16 protein-coding genes are annotated in these 24,854 nt (G+C 43.1%); 9 read left to right on the top strand and 7 right to left on the bottom strand.

Annotated features, from left to right (window positions below; translation table 11 throughout):
* Positions 1-388: 388 nt before the first annotated feature.
* Positions 389-1,711 carry a metallophosphoesterase family protein gene (locus LZF95_RS21590; RefSeq protein ID WP_233757315.1) on the top strand — a complete coding sequence of 441 codons (1,323 nt, stop codon included), beginning with the start codon at positions 389-391 and terminating at the stop codon, positions 1,709-1,711.
* Between the two features lie 329 nt (positions 1,712-2,040).
* Here LZF95_RS21590 and LZF95_RS21585 read toward each other — a convergent pair whose 3' ends face one another.
* The 3 genes from LZF95_RS21585 to LZF95_RS21575 form a co-directional block, all read right to left on the bottom strand.
* Entirely contained in the window at positions 2,041-2,931 is an 891-nt protein-coding gene (locus LZF95_RS21585) for a hypothetical protein (RefSeq protein WP_233757313.1), read from the bottom strand.
* 7 nt (positions 2,932-2,938) lie between these two features.
* The gene (locus LZF95_RS21580) at positions 2,939-4,393 is read right to left on the bottom strand and encodes an MBOAT family protein (protein WP_233757311.1); all 1,455 of its coding nucleotides are present in this window, start codon (positions 4,391-4,393) and stop codon (positions 2,939-2,941) included.
* A gap of 136 nt (positions 4,394-4,529) precedes the next feature.
* Entirely contained in the window at positions 4,530-5,165 is a 636-nt protein-coding gene (locus LZF95_RS21575; RefSeq protein WP_306422389.1) for a lysoplasmalogenase, read from the bottom strand.
* Positions 5,166-5,565: 400 nt separating this feature from the next.
* Between LZF95_RS21575 and LZF95_RS21570 the strand changes: the two genes are divergently transcribed.
* From LZF95_RS21570 to LZF95_RS21540, 7 genes are all read left to right on the top strand, one after another.
* A complete protein-coding gene (locus LZF95_RS21570; RefSeq protein WP_233757307.1) occupies positions 5,566-8,754 on the top strand; it encodes a carboxypeptidase regulatory-like domain-containing protein in 3,189 nt (1,062 codons plus the stop codon).
* A gap of 267 nt (positions 8,755-9,021) precedes the next feature.
* Positions 9,022-10,098 carry a DUF481 domain-containing protein gene (locus LZF95_RS21565; RefSeq protein ID WP_233757305.1) on the top strand — a complete coding sequence of 359 codons (1,077 nt, stop codon included), beginning with the start codon at positions 9,022-9,024 and terminating at the stop codon, positions 10,096-10,098.
* Between the two features lie 190 nt (positions 10,099-10,288).
* A complete protein-coding gene (locus LZF95_RS21560; RefSeq protein WP_233757304.1) occupies positions 10,289-11,071 on the top strand; it encodes an alpha/beta fold hydrolase in 783 nt (260 codons plus the stop codon).
* A gap of 108 nt (positions 11,072-11,179) precedes the next feature.
* Positions 11,180-12,262: an efflux RND transporter periplasmic adaptor subunit gene (locus tag LZF95_RS21555; protein ID WP_233757302.1), complete on the top strand. Its 1,083-nt coding sequence runs from the start codon at positions 11,180-11,182 to the stop codon at positions 12,260-12,262.
* 1 nt (position 12,263) lies between these two features.
* Positions 12,264-15,326, top strand: a complete 3,063-nt coding sequence (locus tag LZF95_RS21550) for an efflux RND transporter permease subunit (RefSeq protein ID WP_233757300.1) — start codon at positions 12,264-12,266, stop codon at positions 15,324-15,326.
* The gene (locus tag LZF95_RS21545; RefSeq protein WP_233757299.1) at positions 15,326-16,672 is read left to right on the top strand and encodes a TolC family protein; all 1,347 of its coding nucleotides are present in this window, start codon (positions 15,326-15,328) and stop codon (positions 16,670-16,672) included. Before LZF95_RS21550 ends, LZF95_RS21545 begins: the two co-directional genes overlap by 1 nt.
* Before the next feature lie 132 nt (positions 16,673-16,804).
* The gene (locus LZF95_RS21540; RefSeq protein WP_233757298.1) at positions 16,805-18,199 is read left to right on the top strand and encodes a transporter substrate-binding domain-containing protein; all 1,395 of its coding nucleotides are present in this window, start codon (positions 16,805-16,807) and stop codon (positions 18,197-18,199) included.
* Positions 18,200-18,387: 188 nt separating this feature from the next.
* Here LZF95_RS21540 and LZF95_RS21535 read toward each other — a convergent pair whose 3' ends face one another.
* The 4 genes from LZF95_RS21535 to LZF95_RS21520 form a co-directional block, all read right to left on the bottom strand.
* Positions 18,388-19,221 carry a maleylpyruvate isomerase N-terminal domain-containing protein gene (locus LZF95_RS21535; RefSeq protein ID WP_233757297.1) on the bottom strand — a complete coding sequence of 278 codons (834 nt, stop codon included), beginning with the start codon at positions 19,219-19,221 and terminating at the stop codon, positions 18,388-18,390.
* A gap of 67 nt (positions 19,222-19,288) precedes the next feature.
* Complete coding sequence (locus LZF95_RS21530) at positions 19,289-19,762, bottom strand: RidA family protein (RefSeq protein ID WP_233757296.1); 474 nt, start codon at positions 19,760-19,762, stop codon at positions 19,289-19,291.
* A 116-nt stretch (positions 19,763-19,878) separates the two neighbouring features.
* The gene (locus tag LZF95_RS21525; protein WP_233757295.1) at positions 19,879-21,192 is read right to left on the bottom strand and encodes a gluconate:H+ symporter; all 1,314 of its coding nucleotides are present in this window, start codon (positions 21,190-21,192) and stop codon (positions 19,879-19,881) included.
* Between the two features lie 83 nt (positions 21,193-21,275).
* Positions 21,276-23,588, bottom strand: coding sequence for a T9SS type A sorting domain-containing protein (locus LZF95_RS21520; protein WP_233757294.1), 2,313 nt, complete (start codon positions 23,586-23,588; stop codon positions 21,276-21,278).
* 70 nt (positions 23,589-23,658) lie between these two features.
* Between LZF95_RS21520 and LZF95_RS21515 the strand changes: the two genes are divergently transcribed.
* Positions 23,659-24,819 (top strand): DUF4105 domain-containing protein, encoded by a 1,161-nt coding sequence (locus tag LZF95_RS21515; protein ID WP_233757293.1) that lies wholly within the window; start codon positions 23,659-23,661, stop codon positions 24,817-24,819.
* Positions 24,820-24,854 lie beyond the last annotated feature (35 nt).

Raw genomic sequence — 24,854 nt, 5'->3', positions numbered from 1 at the left:
TCACCCTATGTGGAACACATTCGTTTCATTTTGGCAGGACCGACCGCCTTCTACTGATAAAGTGTCCGTCCCAATAGTGAAGCGCATCGGGAAGCCAGCCTGTGGGGAGGGCTAGGACGGGAAAGGCTGCAGCAACTTTTACCATCTAAGGATGTTTCTTTGAGCTTCATGTAAATTTAACATAAATCAATAGTCTGAAAGATCGCCATTGAAGTCTTTAATATAAGATCGGGCATGATGCAATAGGCACACGGAGCAGTGATTCTGGATTCTGCCGAATCAAGTTAGGTAAAGGCTCTCAGACCGTTTAAAATTATAAACTAAGCATAGGCAAAAAACCATATTGAAAATCCGGATCCAAAATCAAGTGAAACATAACTAATCGATAATGTGTAAAGTGTTTCAGATAAGCCGAATAGTATTGGCTCTTCTCTCTGTATGGCCAATTTTGGCTTTCTCACAGAATTCATCATCCTATAATATTAATGCTCACCTACTTCCCAGTCTAAAGCCTGACCGGATTATCCTGAATCTATCCGAGGATCCACTTAAGGGAATCCATGTAAACTGGCGGACGGACACCACCCTTGCTGTATCACATCTGGAGCTCGCCAAGGCTACTGCTGGCCCGGAATTTCGTGAAAAGACCAAACTGGAAGAGGCGCTTACCCAAACCCTTGTGTCCCGACAAGACAATGTACCTACTGGTTATGCCAATTATCATGAGGTAAAGTTGACGGGTCTAGAGCCAGGAATCAGCTATGTGTACCGAGTGGGAGGGGGAGAATCCTGGAGTGAATGGTTCCAGTTCACCATTCCACAGAATGATAAGGAAGTGAATTTCCTTTATTTCGGAGATGTACAGAATGAAGTGGTATCTATGTTTAGCCGGGTTATTCGCGAAGCGGTCATCAACTTGCCCAAAATGGATTTTATTGTATATGCAGGTGATCTGATCAATCATGAGAGTGCAGATTTCGAATGGGGTGAGTGGTTTGAAGCAGGGCAATGGATTCACTCCAGCATTCCCTCCATGATGACACCTGGGAACCATGAATTTTCCAAAAATCCAGCAACCCTTACACCATACTGGAATGCCCAGTTCAACTTGCCTACAAATGGCCCCAAGGGTTTGGAGGAAACTACCTTCGAGGTGAACTTTCCGGAGCTCAAACTTATTTCTTTGGACGGGGAGCAAATCGATGAATCCCCGGAGTATAGAAGAGCCCAGATGGATTGGTTGAGATCAATTCTGACTGATAATCCCCGAAAGTGGACTGTGATCACGTTTCATTATCCGGTTTATGCCACTGCGCCAGATCGCTACCATGATAAAATGATCGATTACATCAGGCCGATTTTGCAGGAGTTTAAGGTAGATCTGGCTATACAGGGACATGATCATGCCTACGCTAGGGGTATGGCTTTTGAAGAGAACGGGAAGTTGGATTACGGGAAAGGAACCGTCTATGTAGTGTCCGTGGCCGGCCCGAAAATGTATGATGTCAAGGAAGATGCCTGGATGGAGAGAAAAGCCTATGGTACGCAGACTTATCAGTGGGTGCAGGTAAAGGAAGATGTGCTCAGATTTAAAACTTACACCGCACTTGGCGAACTGTATGATTCCTTTGAGATTCATAAAAACGCACAAGGTGAAAATACTTTGGTAAACAGCATTCCCGACACCCCGGAAAGACTTCAGGACAAGTGAGAAGAACTGCTGAATACGGATAGGCCTACTGATCCTGTCCCATGGGGAAAAAATATTGGAACGAATTACTCCATAAGGGAGATACCACTACATCTGAATATTCACTTCACCACTCCCCTACAAGAAGCGCCATTTTTAATTCCGGAAAAACAAGCCGTATCAATGTGGCGCATTGTATGGCCTCTCTGATCCTATATCAAGAATTATGGGAAAAATGGAAGGAGCAAATGCCATTTATATATAATCATGATTGATTATAGGGCTTTTTATACTTATTTGGAGTGTGTGGAAAAACGCAGGTAGTATTATTTGGCCGATTTGAAAACAATTCACATCACCCTAGCTACCGCCAGACTATCGAATAAGATCTTTACAAATGTCTGCCCGCCATCTCTGTCCAAATGATCCATGTCTCGAAACATTTCGTCCTGATTCAGGAATAGACTGTCGAAATCCGCAACAGGTAAGTTGTGGTTCATCAAGAGATCATCTGCATCATAGCTTTCCTCGTTAAGTAGATCTGCATAGGTTTTGCTTATAGGGAATCTCAAACCTATCAATACAATGTTTTTTGCCTTGCAAAGTGCTATTATTCTCTCCAGGGAATCCGACATCTTTTCTGAAGGGATATCGGTTTCAAAATAATTGTTGATCCGGTCCTGGCTGATCGTTTCTTGCTGCTGATCAGATAGCTCTTCCCAGGAACTTTTGGATCTTACCCCTCCCCATTTACGAAAATCAAATAATTCATCCTGAATGAAATTTTTGATGATCAGACTGTACCTGTCATTCAAAAAGACACAGTAGTATTTTAAATACCTGTCATACATATAGTCTCTATAACTCGGGAAATCCTCCGCTTCTGTGTAGTATGCCGACCTGTCCAGGTTGTTTTGTTTTTCCCTGGTAGGAGAAAGGGTGTGGTCATCTACGCTTAGGTAGATTTTCTCCACCTTGGTGTTGCGTATAAGATAGTTCAGCTTGCGCTCCATATCCAGATAGGAGTCACTATGGCCTGAGAAATTATGTACACGATGGATTTCTGTGAAATCCCCCAATGGGACACCATGTGAATCGGCCAGTAAATATGCGGAATATCTTAAATCCACCTCATCATAATCCTTGATATAAAAGCCGCTGATCACAAAGAACAACAGGAAATTAAATACCAATAGTATCAGTAGAAAGAAAGAAATTTGTTTGAAGAACAGCTTTATCATAATACTATCAGAATTGGAAATAGATAAACTCAATTTCTTCAGAGGTATTTCCAAATATATCGATAATAAAGATGATCATGAGATAAATTGACCATCGACGGGTTTTGCTGGGAATTAGACCCAGTCTGGCAATCCCATATTCCCCTACTCTTCCTTTCCATTCTACCCAAAGAAAGCCGATTATTAACAACAGCAGAGTAATGGCTCCGGGGAATAGATAAAAGTCCGGGGTTTCAAAGAGCTGAGGGGAAAAGATGCCTCCTAGGAAGCTCAGGGCATGGCGCATATTTTCCGCTCTGAAAAACACCCAGGCGATTACTGTCAACATAAATGTGCCCAGAATGGAGAGCATTTCCCTGAGGCTGGGCAGCTTACTTTCGCAGGCCACCGTGTCAAGATTTTTCCTGTTTTTGCCGAATAACAATAGCGGGATAAAGTAGATAGCATTCAGAGCCCCCCAGGCGAGGAAGGTCCAGTTGGCACCATGCCAGAATCCGCTGATCAGAAATATAATGAAAATGTTCCTGATCTGCTGTCCCTTGCTTCCTTTACTGCCGCCTAGTGGGATATAGACATAATCCCTAAACCAGGTGGAAAGGGAGATATGCCATCTTCTCCAAAACTCTGCCATATCCCTGGAGAAATAGGGAAAAGCAAAATTCCGCATCAAATTGATCCCAAACAGCCGGGATGTACCAATGGCAATATCTGAATAGCCTGAAAAATCCCCGTAAATCTGAAAGGTAAAAAACACCGCCCCGAGCAGCAAGGTGCTGCCGCTGTATTCAGAAGAGTTGTTGAATATGGTGTTGGCGAATTCCGCACAGTTATCCGCTATCACGATTTTTTTGAATAATCCCCAGAGGATCTGCCGTAATCCGTCACATGCTTTCGTATGATCAAATTTCCTCCGTTCGTAAAACTGCGGAAGCAGATTGGATGCCCTTTCTATGGGACCGGCCACAAGCTGGGGAAAGAAACTGACAAAAGCTGAAAATGCCACTAAGTCTTTTGTGGCTTTAAGTTTCTTTCTATAAATATCTATAGAGTAGCTCATGGTTTGAAAAGTATAAAAGCTAATTCCTACAGGTAAAATGATATTAAGTGTACTTGCCTTAATGGGCATTCCCATGAAGGTAAACGCGGTTATAAAATTGTCCAGGAAGAAATTATAGTATTTGAAAAAGCCAAGTAATCCCAGATTGACCGCAAGACTCAACACCAGAAGCGATTTTCGCTTGGAGGGCATTTCGCTTTTTTCCAACTGTATCCCTATGATGTAATCAACCAAAGTACTGAAGGCAATCAGGGCTAAAAACCTGCAGTCCCACCATCCATAAAATAGGTAGCTGGCCACCACGATCAAGAAATTCTGCGACTTTAAGCTCTTTTTGCATACGTACCAATAGATAACAAAGACTATAGGCAGGAAAACAGCAAAGTCAAGTGAATTGAAAAGCATCGGAAGTAAAGGTGGTTCTTGGGTTGGGTGGTTAGGTACAATTAACGCTAATTTACAAACCTATCAAAAAACGGGTGTAAAGCAAATAGGGCTTAAGTGCTGAGGGAAACCATTTAAACCAAAGTAGATGGTTTGATTAGGGCTTGGGTTGTATGATGTGTGACCGGATGCCCATGACTATCATCAGTTGGGCTATGGCATAAGTTCCCATGATCAACACACTTGAGTCAGGAATAGCCTTATAGAATTTGTCAAGGGCAATAATGCCATCCGAGATAAAGAATAAGCATGCTCCTATAAAGACCTGCCAAAAGGAGGCAGAATTACATTTTCTATAGCGCTCTCTTGCGGTAGTCAGCATGCTTACGATGACAATGATATAGATGATAACAGGTGTTTTGAGATTTCCCAGATTGGGGTTGATCATGTAAAATGCGAAAGCACCAAGGAAATAGATAGGTAAGTTGATCAAAAAGGTTTTGATGAAATTTACATTTAAAACTGATTCGGGGGCTTTTTGTGCTACTTTAAAGCCAATGATATAGCATACATGGGCTAGCATAAAAGCGCCAATCCCATAAATAAAAAGCTGATCCCAAAGTAGCAGGATATCCCCCACTAGGGAGAATATCAATGCCGCTAAAACAGTTTTGGCCAGCAAAGTGGATGAAATGGGTTTGGTGAAGGAGTAGAAATAACCAATAAGCCCTATTAAAATCAGAGGTTTAGAAAAAAATCTGAGTTCGGATTGCCGCTCTAGGATGAATGCCATATCCACTAGTGTTGCGAACAAAAACAGATAAAGCCATATTAAGTTCTTCTTCTTCAATGTGTTTCTTGTTTTGGAGTTGCCTCAAATATCAAAATAATCATTTGAAATATTGATTTTTTCGTTATTATATGTGGTAAATATTAATAATGACAAACCATGGGTTTTTGGGGTTTCTGAAATTTTATTCTAAAATAACAGCCGATTCTTAGGTAAAAGAATCGGGAAGCGATATTTTTTGTATGGAAAACAGAATTTTATTTATGTTACTATGTTAAGAAATAGTTAAAATTTGTGAAATTTGGGGAGGAAATCTTAACAGTATCTACCCGAACATCAATCCGGGTGGATTTACCTTTGCAATGAACAATTTCAAACCAACATATATCAAAACGTACAAATTATGAGGCAAAATTTACTTAAAAGTATTTGTGTTTCGTTTCTGCTAGTCCTGAGCACAGGTCTGGCAATGTCACAGGGTGTTACATCTGCTAACATGCAGGGTAAAGTGGCTGAAGCAAGTGGAGAAACCTTACCAGGTGCAAATATTGTTGCTACTCACGTTCCTTCTGGGACAAGGTATGGCTCGGTCAGTGATTTAGACGGCCGGTTTGTATTGCCAAATCTTAGAGTTGGCGGACCCTATACCGTTTCTATTTCCTTTGTTGGTTATGAAAGCCGGTCCTACGAGGGGATTGTGTTAGGATTAGGTCAAACTTACACTTTAAATGCAGTTTTATCTGATGGCCTTGAGCTAGAAGCCGTAGAAGTTGTGGCAAGCAATGGAGGTATAATGAACGCTGACCGTACTGGTGCCGCTACTAATATTGGATCAGAGCAATTATCTGATTTACCTTCTATTTCCAGAAGTGTAAATGATTTTGTAAGGCTTACACCGCAAGCGTCTACTTCTGGAAGTGGAGTTTCATTTGGCGGACAAAACAATAGATATAATCAATTTGCAATTGACGGAACGGTGAATAACGATGTATTCGGCTTGGCAGCAAATGGTACCAATGGGGGACAAACTGGAGTTAATCCAATCTCTCTTGATGCAATTGATGAGGTTCAGGTAGTTATTGCTCCTTATGATGTCAAATTAGGTGGCTTTACTGGTGGCGGGATAAATGCCGTTACCAGATCTGGAACAAATAGCTTTGAGGGATCAGTTTTCTACTTTGGAAACAATCAAAATCTAGTTGGTAAAAGCCCAAATGAAGCCAGAACCAAACTGGATGATTATACTGATTATCAAGCTGGATTTAGATTGGGTGGGCCAATTATTAAAAACAAACTGTTCTTTTTTGTAAATGGTGAAGTCACTAGGAATTCTTCTCCTGTTCTATTTGATCCTACCAGTGCATCTGGAGGATCTAATATTACTATAGACGAATTGGATAGAGCTCAGGCTGTAGCTGAACGACTGGGCTATGACCCAGGTACTTATGGTGCCTATAGTAATAGTCAAAGTTCGGAAAAAATATTTGCACGATTGGATTGGAATGTCAATGATAGAAACAAGATAACCTTAAGACACTCCTATGTATATGGTGAGCAAGTAAGTATATCCAGAAGTCCTAATTCTGTTAATTTCTTCAACAGTGGTATTTTCTTCCCTTCTACAACCAATACATCAGTTTTTGAGTGGACTAGTAGATTAAGCAATAACATGTCTAATGAGTTGCGCGTCGGATTTACCAGTGTAAGGGATGATAGAAATCCTCTAGGCTCTCCATTTCCGGCTGTAAACATCAGATTGTCAGGTGGACGCTCTATCAATATGGGATCTGAAGCATTCTCTGTAGCCAACCAGTTGGATCAAGATGTCTTTACTATCACTGATAACTTTACTATATATAAAGGTAAACATACGTTGACTTTTGGTACTCACAATGAGTTCTATTCTACCTACAACTTGTTTATCCGACAGAATTATGGAGCCTATTCATACTATTCTTTAGAGGACTGGGAGTCCGTAGGTACAGCTGATGAAGTGTTGCCAAGAAGTTATGATTATTCTTACTCTAGAACTGATAATCCTCAACAAGGAGCAGAGTTCAATGCTTTCCAGTTAGGCTTTTATGCGCAGGATGAATACCAGTGGAAACCGAACGTAAAAATAACGGCTGGCTTAAGGATTGATATTCCGACTTTCTCTGACAAGCCTTCAGCGAATGCAGATTTCAACAATGATTTTGCTGAGTACGATGTGGCGACTGACCAGGTTCCGGGTGCTCAATTGATGATTTCACCAAGAGTTGGTTTCAACTGGGACGTGATGGACGATGGGAAAACTCAAGTGAGAGGTGGTTTAGGACTATTCACAGGTCGTGTTCCTTTTGTGTGGATCTCTAACCAATACACCAATACGGGAAATGAGTTTGGACGCGTAGCGTTATTCAGAAGTTCAGAAACTTCTACTGGCGATTATCCGGAAGAGTTTGCATTCCAACCAGATCCATTCAATCAGGCCGATGCGGCTGATGTCGGAAAATCACTTGGTGTTTCTGAAATCAACGTGACGGATAAAGACTTCAAATTCCCTCAGGTCTTTAGGGCAAACGCAGCAATCGATCACGAATTGCCAGGTGGTATTATAGGCACATTTGAAGCTATTTACACCAAAAACCTTCAGAATATAGATTTCAAAAACCTGAATAAGCAGGAAGATGGCACGCTATCCGGAGCCGATGATCGGGTCTATTTTAATGGTAGCTATGCCAATTCAGATTATAATGATGTAATTCTTTTGACTAATACAAATAAAGGATTTGCGTATAACCTAACAGCGCAGCTTCAGAAAAACTTTGAATCAGGATTGACCTCAAGCATAGCCTATACCTACGGAAGATCTAAAGATGTAAATGGCGGTACATCCAGTCAGGCATTCTCAAACTGGAGATATGTAGAGCAGGTAAATGGAGGGAACAATGCGGAGATTGGTTTTGCAGATTTTGATGTAAGATCAAGAGTTGTTGCTTCACTTGGATATAAAATCAGATTCCAGAATGGTTCAGCTACCACTATTTCTGCATTCTATAATGGGCAGTCAGGGATTCCTTTCTCTTATGTAGTCAATGGTGATCTTAATAATGATCGAACTTTTGGTAATGATCTGATCTATATACCTGCTTCAAAAAGTGAGATCCAATTTACCGGAACTCAGGCAGAGCAAGATGCACAGTGGAATGCCTATAATGCCTATATCGAGAATGACAAATATTTGAGTGAGCACAGAGGGGAATATGCAGAAAGAAACTCAAACAGACTACCATGGACCAATCAGGTTGATGTTCGTTTTATGCATGAAATTAAATTGAAGACAGAAGGAGAGACTAATCATAGATTAACCCTTACTTTCGATGTACTAAACTTAGGCAATTTGATCAATCAAGAATGGGGAAGACAATATGGCATCAGCAATAACGCCTTCTCTGTTATCGATTTAGATCAGGTAGAAGTAAATGGCTCTACTAGAACTCCTATATATGAGTATACTGGTTCAGGCCTGAATGATGGGAAGCCATACTTCGTAAGTGATTTCCTTTCCCGATGGAGAGGACAAATTGGTATCAGATATACATTTGATTAATCAAAACGTTTTTGAATTTTTAAAAAGCACGCCGTCAACGGGGTGCTTTTTTTTATTCATTCTGGACTTAATTTACTATTTTAAGGGGACAAATTTTATATATATCCGCTTTTCTATTTAAAAGAGACTAAAGCATTATAGGATTAAGTAGTCCCGATAGCCATCGGGACATTTAGGTCATTTCGATCAGCCTTTTTTGGCCTTATGATCGGGCGACCGAAGAAATTTTGACTGCTGGAATAGTTGTGGATTATCATGTTGAAATTTATGACTACGGAAAAAAGTATACTACTTTTAGCATTTGTTTTAGTCCTTTTCTCCCATGCTTCCGCCCAGACTGATTCACTTCTATTGAGCAATGGAAATATAATTGTGGGGGAAATAAAAAGTATGGATAAAGGTGTCCTGACTATTGAGACGGATTATAGTGACTCTGATTTCAAAATCACTTGGAGTGAGATCAGGAAGATTGCTTCCAAAACTAAATATCTGATTACTCTATCCAATGGGAAACGCTACAATGGTACACTCAACAGCATAGATAGCCTTAAAGTCGAGATCGACAGCTATAATCCAGAAGGGTTATTACGAACTATTTCAAAGAGAAAAAACCAGTCCGAACAGCTGATGGGGGGAAGGGAAACTGTAGGTCTCGAAGAAGTAGTTTACCTCAATGCGCTGAACGAGGGCTTTTGGAGCCGTCTTTCTGCGAATGTTGATTTGGGCTGGAGTCTTACACGGGCGAATAATCTCAAACAACTTAATGTCAGAAGTGGGCTGGGGTACCTGGCAGACCTGTGGAAAATCAGATCCTCCTATAATGTGCTACGATCCACACAGGATAATGCGGGGGATGTAAAGCGTACAGATGCAAGTGCTGCCTACAACTATTTTCTTCCCCGGGATTGGTTTTTGCTTTATAACTTTACCTTCTTATCCAATACTGAGCAACTGATCAGAAGCCGGATTGGTAACCAGATAGGTTTGGGTAAATATTTGATCCATACCAATAAAACCTATTTTGGTTTCCAGGCAGGTGTCAACTTAAACTCTGAATCCTACTTTGATGACACATCTTCACGCAACTCAGGTGAAGCTATGCTGGGTGCGGAGCTGAACCTTTATGATATTGGGGATCTCAACCTTTTGACCAGTGTGATGGCTTACCCGGGTTTTACCGAGTCTAGACGGTTCAGGACGGATTTTAAACTTGATGTCAAGTACGACTTTTTCTCAGATTTCTATCTGAAGGTAGGTACTACAATGAACTTTGATAATCAGCCTGTTGAGGGAGCTGCCCAGCTAGATTATGTTTTGCAGACTACGGTAGGCTGGGAGCTTTAATTGATTCCCTGATTTTACGACATTTTAGGCCAGGCTGATTTTGATCCTGGACTTGGTTTTTTTAGTATCCTTCATTTTTTCCATTGATGGTGAAGATTTGCCACCAGTAAGTTTTATTGAACTTTACTGCTTTAAGAAAGCTATTTTTGTAAGCAGACAACCTTATGCTAAGCCTGTAGGTTAACCATATATGTTGTATCACAAAGTATTTTCTCATTCAGTAAGCAAAGAATGGGTAGTGTTTATCCATGGCGCAGGAGGCTCTTCCGCAGTATGGTTTAAGCAGCTTAAGGATTTTAGTGAAAAGTATAATCTTTTGCTGATAGATCTTCGTGGGCATGGCAGATCCACAGATTTACCTAAGGCGATTTACAATGAGGAATATACTTTTCAGGCGGTGACAGAAGACGTAATTGAGGTATTGGATCATTTGAAAATCCCGCCTGCTAACTTTATGGGAGTGTCACTGGGAACCATCATCGTGCGTCAGTTGGCCGAGCTGGCACAATGGAGGGTCAAGGCTCTGATAATGGCGGGAGCCGTAACGAGATTGACTACACGGTCTAGGTTCTTGGTTTCAATGGGGGACACCTTCAAGCGGCTGGTTCCTTATATTTGGCTCTATAGGTTGTTCGCATTTGTGATTATGCCTAGGAAGCAACACACTGAATCGAGGAATGTCTTTATAAATGAAGCTCAGAAGCTCTGTCAGAAAGAGTTTATCCGATGGTTCCAATTGACAAAAGAGATAAATCCTCTTTTAAAATACTTCAAGGAATCCGACTTGGGTATTCCTACCTTGTATGTGATGGGGGATCAGGATGTGATGTTTCTGGAACCGGTGAAGAAGATAATTACAATTCATAAACACTCAGTATTGACAATTTTGAAAAAATGTGGACATGTGGTAAATGTAGAACGTCCTGAAGAGTTCAACAGAATTTCACTAGAATTTATCCAGAATCAAACCTAAAAAAAGCCTATTTCTTTTCTGCCTAGGATCTAACCTGTCACAAAGCCACAGATCACCTGCAGGGATTGAGTGCCTGGGGTATGGCCATAAAAGAGCAGCAACAATTATATGAAGAAGCAAACCAAGACCATATTGATCATCGCTGTAGTCGCGATTGCGGCAGTAGCCTATTTTTACCCCAGAATGGATTTCCGTAAGAGCAACGATACGGGAGTCGCCTCGGTGGGCGCAGGCTCTGGTACTCCAGCGGATTTGTCCGTGAGGGTGGTGAAGCTGAAGCGTGAAACGCTTAGAAACCAGCTTTCGATGACCGGCACAATATTACCCAATGAATCTGTGGATCTCCGGTCAGAAATCTCCGGTCTGGTGACGAAAATCGCTTTCAAAGAAGGGGAATATGTCACGAAAGGCACTCCGCTGGTTTATCTGAACGATGATGAGCTGCAGGCACAATATCAGCGTCTGGAATATACCCAGAAGCTCTTTGAAAGTCAGGAGAACAGGCAGAAACAGTTACTGGCAAGAGAGGCGATCAGCCAGGAGGAATATGATATTGTATTGAATCAATATAATACCACGCTGTCTGATCTTAAACTGGTCGAAGCGCAGCTTTCCAAGACGGTAATCAGAGCGCCTTTCAATGGGATCCTTGGGTTGAGACAGATCAGCGAGGGATCAGTGATCGGCACTGCGGATGTTATTGCCAATTTCGTGAACATAGATCCGATCAAAATAGAATTTTCTATTCCCGAGCGTTATGCAAGTATGGTCAGTGTAGGGTCTTCTATCTATTTTACCAATGAGTCTTCACCCGATGAAGTGGTGGGCAAAGTGTACGCTTTCGAACCTCAGATAGATGCTGCCACGCGTACCTTGAAGCTGCGGGCCGAAAGTCCGAATAAAGACAGAAAGTACCTTCCGGGGATGTTTGTAAGAATCCGCTTTGTACTGGGAGAGACTGAAGATGCCTTGATGGTTCCCTCTGAATCTGTTGTTCCGGAATTGCAGGGATATAAAGTGTTCATAGTCGGTGCTGAAAATAAAGCTGAGGAGCGCTCGGTGGAGATCGGCACCCGTACAGATACCCATGTGCAGATCATCAGTGGTCTGAAGGAGGGAGATCTGGTTCTCACCACAGGAGTGTTGCAAGCAAGTACAGGTACCCCTTTAGAGTTCACCCAAATCAACTGACATGGCTAGTTTATCCAACATAAGTGTCAACAGGCCGGTATTGGCCATCGTGATGTCTCTGGTCATCATGCTTTTTGGCGCTATCGGCATTTCCCTTTTGGGAATCCGGGAGTTTCCAAGCGTGGATCCCCCCATCATCAATGTGAGAACCACTTACGTAGGAGCGAATGCGGACGTGATCGAGGCGCAGATCACAGAGCCACTGGAAGAGGCTATTAATGGAATCCAGGGGATCAAATCCCTCACCTCTACCAGTAATGACGGAGCAAGCAGCATTACTGTGGAGTTTGATGTGGGAGGGGATCTGGAAGCTGCCGCAAATGACGTCCGGGACAAGGTATCCGGAGCGCAGCGTAATCTTCCACCCGATGCTGAACCTCCTGTAGTATCCAAGGCGGATGCAGACTCTGAACCCATTGTTTTCCTGAATGTGAAAAGTAGCGAGAGAAGCCTACTGGAGCTCTCGGACATTGCGCAGAATATTTTCAAAGAAAGGCTCCAGACTATCCCGGGGGTAAGCCAAGTCCGGATTTGGGGGGAGAAAGAATATGCGATCCGACTTCGCATGGATCCACTGAAAATGGCTTCTTATGGAGTAACTCCTCTGGACATCCTGTCCAAAGTGCAAAGTGAGAACGTGGAACTGCCTTCTGGCAAAATAGAAGGAGAGACGATTGAGCTCTCTGTCCGCACCAAAAGTAGGCTGAGTTCGCCGCAGGAATTCAACGATCTGATCATCAAAGAAGACCAGAACAACATCGTCCGCTTCCAAGATGTGGGAAAAGCTGAGCTGGCAGCGCTCAATGAACGTAGTATCCTAAAGCGGGATGGAGTGCCCATGGTCGGGGTGGTATTGGTACCCCTTCCCGGATCCAACAGTATAGAGATTGCGGATGAATTCTACAGAAGACTGGAATTCATCAAGAAGGATCTTCCCGATGACGTAGGCCTGGAGATTGGTTTCGACAAGACCAGCTACATCCGGAGTTCTATCTCTGAGGTACAGGAGACCATTGTTACTGCCTTTGTCCTGGTAGTTGCCATTATCTTCCTCTTTTTGAGAGATTGGAGGACTACTTTCATACCGGTATTGACTATCCCTATATCATTGGTTGGGGTGTTCTTTATCATGTACCTGATGGGGTTTTCGATCAATGTACTTACGCTACTGGGTATAGTACTTTCCATAGGACTCGTGGTGGATGATGCCATAGTAGTATTGGAAAACATATATACCAGGATAGAAAAAGGGGAGAACCCCCAAGATGCGGCGGCAAAGGGTTCCGAAGAGATATTTTTCGCTGTAATCGCGACCACGGTCGCCCTTGCCGCAGTATTCCTTCCTGTGATTTTCCTTACGGGCACCACCGGTCGGCTTTTCCGCGAATTTGGTATCGTGGTCGCCGGGGCAGTGATTATTTCCTCTTTCGTGGCATTGACGATGACTCCTATGCTGAGCTCTAAATTTTTGAAAAAGAGGGAGAAGCATAACCGCTTCTATAATCTTACAGAGCCCGGTTTTGTATGGATCAACGATAAGTATGATCGGGCTCTTTCTTGGTTTATGCGCTTCCGATGGGTTTCATTTGCCATGATTGCGGGAATGGGTTTTGGTATCTACTGGTTGTTCAATGAAATTCCTACCGAACTTGCTCCGACTGAGGATAGGGGTGAAATAGTCATCCGGATGAATGGGCCAGAGGGAGCTACATTTAGCTATATGGATCATATAATTGATCAGATGGTAGCAGAGTTTATTGCGGACTATCCCAAAGATGAGGTCAGTGGTTTGGTGTCGGTGACCTCTCCTGGTTTTGGTACTTCAAGCACTAATTCCGGCTTTGTGAGATTTATCCTTACAGATGCTGAAAATAGAGAAAAGACACAAGGGGAATATTTCAACGAAATAAACCAAAAGCTTAAGAAATATACAGGGGTAAAAGCTTTTGCTTCCCAAGCCCAATCCATCGGTAATAGTCGTGGCGGGCTTCCTGTGCAATATGTCCTGCAAGCGCCTACGCTGGAAAAGCTGAAAGAAGTAATCCCTACTTTCATGGCAGAAGTAGGCAAGAGCCCGGTATTTATTTTCTCGGATATTAACCTGAAATTCACTAAGCCAGAACTGGAAATAGAAATAGATAGGGCAAAGGCAAGAAATATCGGGGTTTCCGTTCAGGAAATAGCCCGTACCCTGCAGCTTTCCTATTCCGGACAACGATTCGCTTATTTCATCAAAAACGGCAAACAATACCAAGTTGTGGGAGAGATGAGACTGGAAGATAGAAATGAGCCCATCAACTTGAGGATGCTGTACGTACGTGCTGAAAACGGTTCCTTGGTACAACTGGACAATTTGGTCACTGTGACGGAAAAGAGTACTCCGCCGCAGTTGTATCGGTTCAATCGTTTTGTGGCAGGTACGGTCTCTGCCAACCTTGCTGAAGGATATACCATCGGCGATGGCTTGGATGAAATGGACAGGATTGCTGCGGAAGTGTTGGATGAGTCATTTACTACGGATGTTTCAGGTCCTTCCAAGGAATTCAGGGAAAGCTCAAACAGCTTGCTATTTGCGTTTATGTTTGCATTGATACTTATTTACCTTGTGCTGTCAGCACAGTTTGAGTCCTTCTTGGATCCGCTGACCATTATGTTTACCGTTCCATTGGCATTATTTGGAGCGCTGTTTACCCTGTGGCTATTTGGATTTACCCTGAATATTTTCAGTCAGATCGGTATTATCATGCTTATAGGCCTGGTGACGAAAAACGGGATACTGATAGTGGAATTCGCCAATCAGCGAAAGGCAACGGGCATGTCTGTGCAAGAGGCTATATATGGAGCGGCTGTGGCCAGGTTCAGGCCAATTCTGATGACCAGTTTGTCCACTATTTTGGGGATTTTGCCTATTGCTCTTGGATTGGGTGCAGGAGCCGAAAGCCGTGTGCCTATGGGAGCTGCCGTAATCGGCGGGTTGACATTTGCTACCCTATTGACCCTATTTGTGATCCCAGCTATTTATACTTATCTCACTTCCAAAGAAGGAAGATTAGCCAGAATTTAATGAAGAAAATCAGTTTACTACTCATTTTGAGTGTTTTTGGAACAAGTATTTATGCACAAAGCAGCGAATCTCTGGATTTGGAAAAGGCCATTACCATAGGCTTGGAAAAAAACCTGGATATCAAAATCGCCGTGGAAAATGTTGTAATTCAAGAAGGAAACGAGCGTATCGGTACAGGGGATTACCTGATGCCAATCGTGGATGCTACATATACCCGAACTTTTAGTACAGAGGATGTCGAACAGGTTTTTGCTACTGATCCTGAGCCTAGGACTATAGATGACGCAAAATCCAGATCAAAGAATTTTAGTGTTGTAGGGATCTATGGATTCCGGCCGGAGAGTTTCATCGTACTGAAGCGGCTGGGAGTGTTGACCGAAATATCCGAGTTGGACGCCAAAGTGGCAGTAGAAAATACAGTGGCCAATATATCTTCCGCCTACTACCGTCTCGTGCTGGAACTGCAGCGGCAAAAAGTTCTGGAACGTACCTTAGAACTTAGCCAGGCCCGTCTGGATATAGCGGAAGCCCAGTATTCGCTGGGAGGGGCCGGCAAACGTGACTATTTGACGGCGGAAGTGGATTACAATTCTGATTTAAGCCTACTGCTTGGCCAGGAGCAGGTGATCCAAAATGCCCGTGTCAACCTCAATGAATTGATGGCTTTAAATCCGGATGTACAGTTTACAGTGAATGATACGATTGCAGTTGGAGAACCTCTGTTTTTGGAAGATCTGGTTGAAAATGCTTTTTTGGAAAATAAGGCTTACCTTATCACACAGCGGCAGGAAAACGTGGCATACTTAGAGCTGAAAGAACTCAGGGCCAGCAGGCTTCCTGTAATAAATGTGAATGGATCTTATACTACGAATACCTCCAACTCCGATGCGGGGATACTCATTCAAAATCAGCGATCAGGGTTTAATTATGGGGGTAATATAGCCTTGAATGTGTTTAATGGGTTCACGCTGAACAGGAGAATCCAGAACGCGAGGGTCCAGCAGAAAATCCAGGGCTATGCCGTAGATCAATATGAGATCCAGCTTCGTTCAGATATCCATCGCGCATACAATACCTACACCACTAACCGTAACCTGCTGGAGGTGGAGAAGAAGAATTATGCAGTAGCTAAGGAGAGTTCTGAAATAGCACTTGAGCGGTTTAGATTAGGGATTGCGTCATACCTGGAATTCCGTGATGCGCAGGTAAACCTACTTACTGCGGAGAACAGGCTGATCACTTCCATATTCAATATCAAGGAGCAGGAAATCGAATTAAGAAGACTCTCAGGCAAGATTTTCTTTGACAATAGTTACCAAGAATTAAACCTTCCTTCCGAAGATTAGTTGTAGAATTAAGGCTTCAGGAATTGTCTTCCTTTAATTCTTTGCTTTTTTTAAGAAATGCTTTGTTTTTCTTTTGGCACAGCATTTGTCAAAAAGGGATTCGTAACATCCAGAGTCTGATGACTCTAGTGAATGAAAAAAGCACTGATTCTCTTTTTCTCTGTATTGATTCTGTTCTTGTTTGGAATCCAATGTACCTTTATAGAGAAGAATTTAACATCCAAATTTAAGAAGGACACTTATATACTTGATCTTTCCGGGATTCAAAACCGTGGGTTCATACGGGCCGCTGTGGACAATAATTCCACAGGGTATTACATCTATCGAGGTAGAAGAATGGGCTATGAGTATGAGCTTCTCCGTGATTTGGCAAAACGCTTGAATGTGCAGTTGCATCTAGTACTGGTGTCTGATATTGAACGGGCGTTTGATTATCTGCAGGAGGGTAAGGTGGATCTGATAGCAATGAACCTGGAGAAAAGCAAAGAGCGTTCCGCTAAAGCTTCTTTTTCTCTTCCTTTGGGTAAAATGAACACCGTATTGGTAGGGAATGAGGCATCAGGGAAAATTTCTGCTTGGGAGGAGCTGGGATCTGATACGGTCTATGTGAGGGAGGGAACTGTATATAAAGCACAGCTCTGCATGTTGAAAGATTCCCTGCGGTTGGACTACACGGTTATTCCTACATTTGACCATGAGGAAAGTCTTATCGATAAAGTAGCTGAAGGAAAAATCAAATGGACTGTGGCAGATCAAAATATTGCCCAGGCCAATGCCACTTACTATAACAGCCTGGATATCTCCTGGAAAATTCAACAGGAAGGGGATGTCTCCTGGGTGGTAAGACAAAACTCCCCTAAACTTCTTTCGGCTCTGGATAATTGGCTCGTTGAAAAGCAAAAGCGGTTTATCCCCGATGTGTATGCCAAATACTTCTTAAATCCCAAAAACAGTTATTTCAGAAGTAATAGCCCATTTTCATCCTTGGCAGGAAACCAGATTTCAGTCTATGATGATCTGATAAAAAACGGTGCGGAACAATTAGGTTGGGATTGGCGGTTGCTGGCTTCGTTGGTATATAAAGAATCCCGCTTCGATACGGTAGCCACCTCTTATGCAGGGGCAAAAGGCCTGCTTCAACTGATGCCGGTAACACTTGAACGTTTTGGTGTGGAAAATCCAAATGATCCTCAGGAATCCCTTATGGGAGGAGTCAGGTACCTGAGATATCTCGATAAGTTTTGGATTGAAAGAGTACCAGACACATCTGAGCGGCTAAAATTCATATTGGCTTCCTATAATATAGGTCATGGGCATGTAGAGGATGCCTGGAAACTTACTATGAAATACGGTGAAAACACACAGACATGGAGTGATGTTTCCAGATTTCTTGAACTCAAAAGCGACCCTGATTATTATACCGATCCTATAGTCAGGAGCGGTTTCGCAAAAGGACATCTTGCCGTGAATTATGTCAAGGACGTGATGTCTGTATTTGACTCTTACAAGGCACTGGTACAGCCGTAGCCTTTCTTTCAAACCTTCTTGATCTGGCCAGATCACTATCCAAAACTAGAAGTGTACGGGGATAACCAATATTGTGTGCGACAACTAGGGGAGTAGCAGAAATGACCCATGCTGCCAAAACCGTTTAGGACATGCTGAAAAACCAGTAACCTGTCAAAAGTTATCATTGTGACTGGATAACACGTTTTTCATGCTATAACGGACACCATTTCCAATACCTTTTTTGCTAAATGTTCATCCCCTTTAATCTCTACCTCGTCAATTATTTCGTGTGGACGGACGCTCTTTGAAAATAAAATCCAAGAGATTTTAATTGGTATAGTTACTATGGCTGAGGGACTTGAACTGGCTTCTAGTTCAAGTGTCCATCCGTCAGCAGTTTTAATTAAGTACCAACTTCCACCAGCCTCTGAAGTTATGCGTGCTTCAATGACTGTATCTTTTTCGGCTACTGTGTTTCGGAATGTGTGTGGTAAAGCCTGAAAGAATGTACTCATCACAGGGTAGAAAAACTCTCTCGACATTATACCCTGTTTATTTACCGCATCTCTGATCTGCTGTTGATGATGCCAATATTCGGTATATTCCCGGGCTAGATGCATCCAGTTATAACTGGTAGATTCTCCGGCCCAAGCAACTGGAAATAGCGCCTCATCCCATGGGTGTAAGGAAGCGTAATGATTTGATACCAAATCCCCTATGGATTCGAGTAATAAGATTAGCGTTTGTGGACTTAGTCTTTGTGTTGCCTTTACCCATTCGCTGTTTAGTTGATTCAGCCATCTGACCAAATCCTCATATTCATTAATTTCCGGGGGTTGTTCTCCGTAATAACCATCGCGTTGAAGAGAGAGAACCCGAAGTTGCGTGTCTAATATATGGCTTACCACGTCTTTTACTTTCCATTGTTTAGCCACAGTTTGCCTGTTCCAATCATCTGCATCTAATGATTTCAGCAATTCAATTAACTTACCTTGTAAAGGACGGAAAAGATTTCTGGTATCAATCGGTAGTTCTTTCATGAATAAACTCTCGCCAGTATATCAATGAAGGTATAGTCACCGGAAGTCAGCGGAAACTCACAAAATTTTATGCCCCCTCATGAAGTTCAAACAAGGCTTCGACTTCCACGGGAATATTGTCTGGGAGAGTTCCCATTCCCACTGCCGACCTTACTCCGATCCCATTTTCCTCTCCCCAGACCTGGGCAAACAATTCACTGCATCCATTGATGATATACGGGTGCTTTTCGAAAGTGGAAACACAGTTCACCATTCCCAGAACTTTGATCACCCGCTTGACTCTATTGAGGGATCCGAGGTTCGCCTTGATGGTGGATAGCATCGCCAATCCCACCTGTCTGGCAGCTAGTTTACCTTCTTCAATATCCATATCTTCCCCTATACGTCCGATGATCAGGCTGCCATCATCCTGTACAGTGCCATGTCCGGAGAGGTAGAGGTACTTGCCGTCAATCAGGCAAGGCTTGTAAACCCCAAGTGGCTTTGGAGCTGGTGGAAGATTGAGGCCAAGCTTGGTAAAGTTACTTTCTGGGGTTTCCATAGTTTGTTTTTTTGAGGCTTAAAATTAAATGAAATCGAGCATGACACAAGAGTCACACACTGAGATGATTATAATGAATGCGAGATTCCATATGACCATTGAAAATCAAATTATAATCATATGAAAATATCCAATAAAAGCACCCCGATCAGACCGGCAACAGCCACAATAGTCTCCATCAATGACCAGGATTTGATCGTGTCCTTGATGCTTACATTGAAAAATTCCTTGTACATCCAGAAGCCTGCGTCATTGAAGTGGGAGAACATCAGACTTCCCGCGCCTATGGATAGGACGAGGAGGTTTGGATCCACATTCATGGTGGTTACCAACGGGGCAATGATCCCTGCGGTAGTCAACCCGGCAACGGTAGCCGAACCCACACATACGCGGATAATGGCGGTAATTACCCAAGCCAGAATCAACGGGTGAATGTCCCAGCTCTGTAGGCCCTCTGCGATCACCAGACTGACTCCTGTATCTGTGAAAATCTGTTTTAGTGCACCGGCCCCAGCTACAATCAATAGAATCATAGCTATATCTTTGGTGGCAACCGTGTAATGGCCCATAATCTCCTTCATGGAGAAATCACGTTTTAGTCCCAGTGTGAATGTTGCGACTAATACAGAAATCAACATCACTATTCCCGGATCAGCCACGAAGGAAATGATAGGTGCGAGGCTGCTTATTGCTGAAACATTCAGATTCAGTATGGTAGTGCCTATCAATAGTACTACAGGTAACAGCGCGGTGAAGAAGCTGTTTACCGCGGAAGGAAGTTCTGATTCAGGTTTGGTTTCCGCCTGGAAGGTCTCCAGAGGCTTTGCTTCCATTTTTCTGAGTGTTCTTGCGAAAATAGGTCCTGCGAGGACAATGGTAGGTATGGCAATCATAAAACCATACAAAAGCGTCAGCCCCATATTTGCATCAAACTGGGCTACCAATGCTGCTGGCGAAGGGTGCGGGGGTAAAAACCCATGGGTAACTGAAAGTGCCGCCAATAGGGGGATACCTACATAAACAGCTGAGATTTTATATTGATACGCTACGGTAAAAGCCAGAGGGACCAAAAGGACAAAGCCTACATTGTAGAAAAGCGGGATGCCTACGATCAGCCCTGTGATGGCCATTGCCCAGGTGATGTGTTTTTGCCCGAAGATTTTCATCAGGAAGCCGGCAATCCGCTGTGCGGCTCCGCTTTCCGCTACCAATTTGCCAAGCATAGCGCCCATGACAATCACGATGACCAAATCCCCTAGCAACACTCCCATACCTCGTTGCACCGATCCGGCGATCTGGTCGGCAGGCAGTCCCAGAAGAAAACCGGCAGCTATAGAAGAGATTATAAAAGCTAAAAACGGATTGAGTTTGGCCCAGACAATAAGCAGCACCAGTATGGCAATACTGATCAGAACAAGTAGAATGGTCATAGGTAGAGATCGGGTTTAGCCGGCAATATAAAAAAATCGGATTAAAGAGAGTTTCACCTTATATAATTCCTCAGAAATAAGAGTTAGTGTTTTATCCATCTATTTTGAAGTGATACTTCTGAATCGGAAATGTTGATTAAATATACACCAGATGGTAAAAATTCTAGTTTTTCCGAGAAAATAGATTCTGTATAGCCAAAAGATGAAATCAAAGCTCCATGAATAGTATGGATACTTATCTGTACATCTTCAAGGTTGAAATCATTAGAAATCTGAAGCTGCACTTTCCCTAAACTATGTGGATTGGGAAATATGGTAGGGATGGGAGTATGGGGCATAGGTTCTCCTGCCAGCCTCACTACTTTACTCCATGACCATTTCCCCATGTGATCAAGAGCTTTTATCCGATAATAGACCGATTTGGGGAGTAGGTGGTTATCGTCAATAAAGGTATAACTGGTAGGGACTTCTGAAGTACCTTGGCTCACGGTTTGGCCTATTTTATCCCATGTTTTTGCCATGTCTTCTGAACGATGGATTTCAAAATTTTCGATGTCTTTTTCTGAAGCCAGCGACCAGGAGATTTGTTTGAGATTGTTATGGTTGGTCGCGGAAATCGACAGCCAAGTGAGAGGTAAAATACTTAAAGCCCTAAAACTCCCTACTGTAAAATTATTTCCCGGGAGATCACCAAAAGCCATATTTCTTATAGCCCATAGGTTATCTTGATCAGAGCTTTCCACATGCATACCCGGTGCAGCATAGCCGGTGCAGACCAACCGCAGATCCTCAGGTTCATCGACGATCAGCTTGTCTGCCGATATCCGTAATTCCAGTGGGTTGCTGCTTGGGCTTAATCCTGAGAAATTGAAGTGGCTATACAGCCTGTAGAGAATAGGGGTGCCATCCAAGTCATTAAAATTAGGGGAGTAGTCAGCTCCATAAAATTCCGTATAATCTATGGTGAGATCTCCCCCGGCATGGGTTCCTGACAGTTGCACTTTTCGGATCCCGCCGTGGTAGCGATCGCCAAATGGGAAGGTGGCGTTGGAAGCATTAAAGGTAGTAGGAGCGTTGGCATAAGTAAAGGAAGTAAGCTTCTCCCAGGAACCTCCTTGATAGCTAAGTGTACCAACGCTTGAGGTGTTTAGAGTTAAGGTGTTGTCCTGGAAATTCAGTTTCCCATCCAGCATGGTGAGATCCCTCAGGACGATTAGGTTATGTGCCAACAGCGCCTCTCCACCGGATTTGTCCACTGTGAGATCCTGGGTATTGAGACTAAAACCCGAGATTAGTTGATCCCCATGGCCCAGTAGAGTAAGATGTGTGTTCTGCGACTGGAATTGGCCGGATCCTGTCTGGAGAATATTGCCTGAAACAGATAAAATTGAGGGTAGGGTCACATTCTGCGTTCCTTGGATTTCAAGGTCATGGAATGTTAACGGTATTTCTGATCCGGGATATGACTTGGTAATAAAATTTTGGATGCCCGAGTTCTTTCTAAAGCTGACTTTTCCGTTTAGTTGCAGGTTTGCTGTTTCAATCTGGGGCGAAGTTCCCAAAAGTATAAGCTCACCACCAGCTTGGAGATCGAAGAGGTTGGCGCTTACAGATCCGGAAATCGATCTTGCGAGTATGTTTTGATTACACTCTGAACTAAGTGTGCCATTTGATTCTATGATAAAATCACCAAAAGAGCCAGAAGGATAGAATGTCGTTTCCGTATTGAATGTGAGTGAGGCACAGAAGCTAGGAGTCACTGATACATCTGCCTTTTGAAGTAGGGTTCCAGACCTAATGGTAAACCTGACAGCTTTAAGGGGCTCCTCTATAGTTAAGGTATGCCCGACTTCCGGCTCAAATATCACGGAATACCTGCTTTGGGTGGTAAAGCCACTCCATGCATTTTTGGGAATGATTGTTCTTGAATTCCCTTTGAAGGTAATGGTACTGGTGACGGAATTTCCTATCCAATTTTGGCTGTTCCACGATCCTGAAGGCATCCCAGGAGCGGCACCAGAAAAAGCCCGAAGGGATCCATATACGTCAAGATTAAAACCATTTAGGTTTAATTTTTCACCCGCACCCGTTTCAGCATTGATAAATAAGCTCTTTACGGCTTCGTTACCTGTCAATGTTACTTTACGGGTTTGGTCTATGTATATGTCATTCAGTAGATTAGGCTTAGCGGAGGCCGCCGTCCAAAATACTCCGTCGAAGACCTCCCAGATTGCGATATTATCAAAATTGCCTGAAGCGATTGTCCTGTAAGCGCCAATTTCTTGACAAAAGGAGTAGTTTAACCCTAGGCACCAAAAAACAACTGCCGGGAATATACTGTATATTCGGCCTGGGAAAAATGCCCCTTGGGCTGTTATTTTGCCCCATATTTCCATTCGAAAAAAGTGTGGTAAAAAAAGAGACTATCAATATAGTAAAATGCGACCGAATAAAACAATAATTAGTTTGATTTTTTTGCTGGCTATCAGTGTTTTACAGGGTGCCCAGGGTCAGTCTTATCGAATCAGCTTACTTACCTGCGATCCCGGCGAGGAGATTTACAGTTCTTTTGGGCATAGTGGGATCAGGGTTTTGGATTTGGGGTCTGGTCGTGATATGGTATATAATTACGGCACGTTTGACTTTGGGGCGCCCAATTTCGTGCTTAACTTTGCCGGGGGCAGACTGGATTATTACCTTTCTGTCTCTACGTTTGATCGTTTTATCGCTGAGTACCAATACTTCCACCGAAGTGTTCGGGAGCAGGTATTGAATTTAAATGAGGACCAGAAACTGAAGTTGATCGGATTTTTGGAGGAAAATTACAGACCGGAGAACAGGGCATATCGTTATGACTTTTTCTATGATAACTGCGCTACGCGTATACGGGATGCGATCAGTAAGGTATTGGGAGATCAGCTAGTCTGGCACGATGAGGAGCAAGAGGCGGTGGAAAAGACTTTCCGGGAGCTGATCGATGAGATGGTTTATTATATGACCTGGTCGGACTTGGGAATAGATCTGGCCTTGGGATCCCGGCTGGACAGAGATGCCACACCTCATGAGGAACAATTTCTGCCAAAATATATGGAGCAGGCTTTCGCCAGAGCTGAGATACAGGGTGATGGCCCTACCCGGTCTTTGGTCGCCGAAGAGCGGGTGATTTTGGATTTTAAAAAGCCTGAAGGAACTTTTGGAGCTGTGAATCCTTACTGGATTTTCTGGGTGGCCGCATTGGTTTTTACAGCGGTTACTTTTATAGGATTCAAAAAGAAAAAACTGTTTATAGGTTTTGATGTGGTTTTTTTTGGTGTTTTAGGAATCATAGGTTTAGTGATGTCCCTTCTTTGGATATATTCATTGATCCCTTCTACCAAGTGGAACTGGAATATACTTTGGGCTTTTCCGGGGCACCTTGTATTAGCGGTTGCATTGCTCAAAAACACGATTAAGCCTTGGGTATTGAAATACCTGCTTTTTGCTCTGATCATGGCAGATGCGGCAGTGGTTTTCTGGATTTTGGGTTGGCAGTCTTTTCATCCAAGCCTTATTCCTTTGCTTTTGGTACTGATCCTGAGAACAAACTATTTATATTATAACGTTGGGAAGTTTAAGAAGATGGTATAGTAGCTTTTAGTCGTTAAGAATAAGACTTTTCTTCC

It is taken from the genome of Algoriphagus sp. AGSA1 (assembly GCF_021390545.1).
Classification (GTDB): domain Bacteria; phylum Bacteroidota; class Bacteroidia; order Cytophagales; family Cyclobacteriaceae; genus Algoriphagus.
This window is presented reverse-complemented; position numbering and strand designations above follow the sequence as displayed.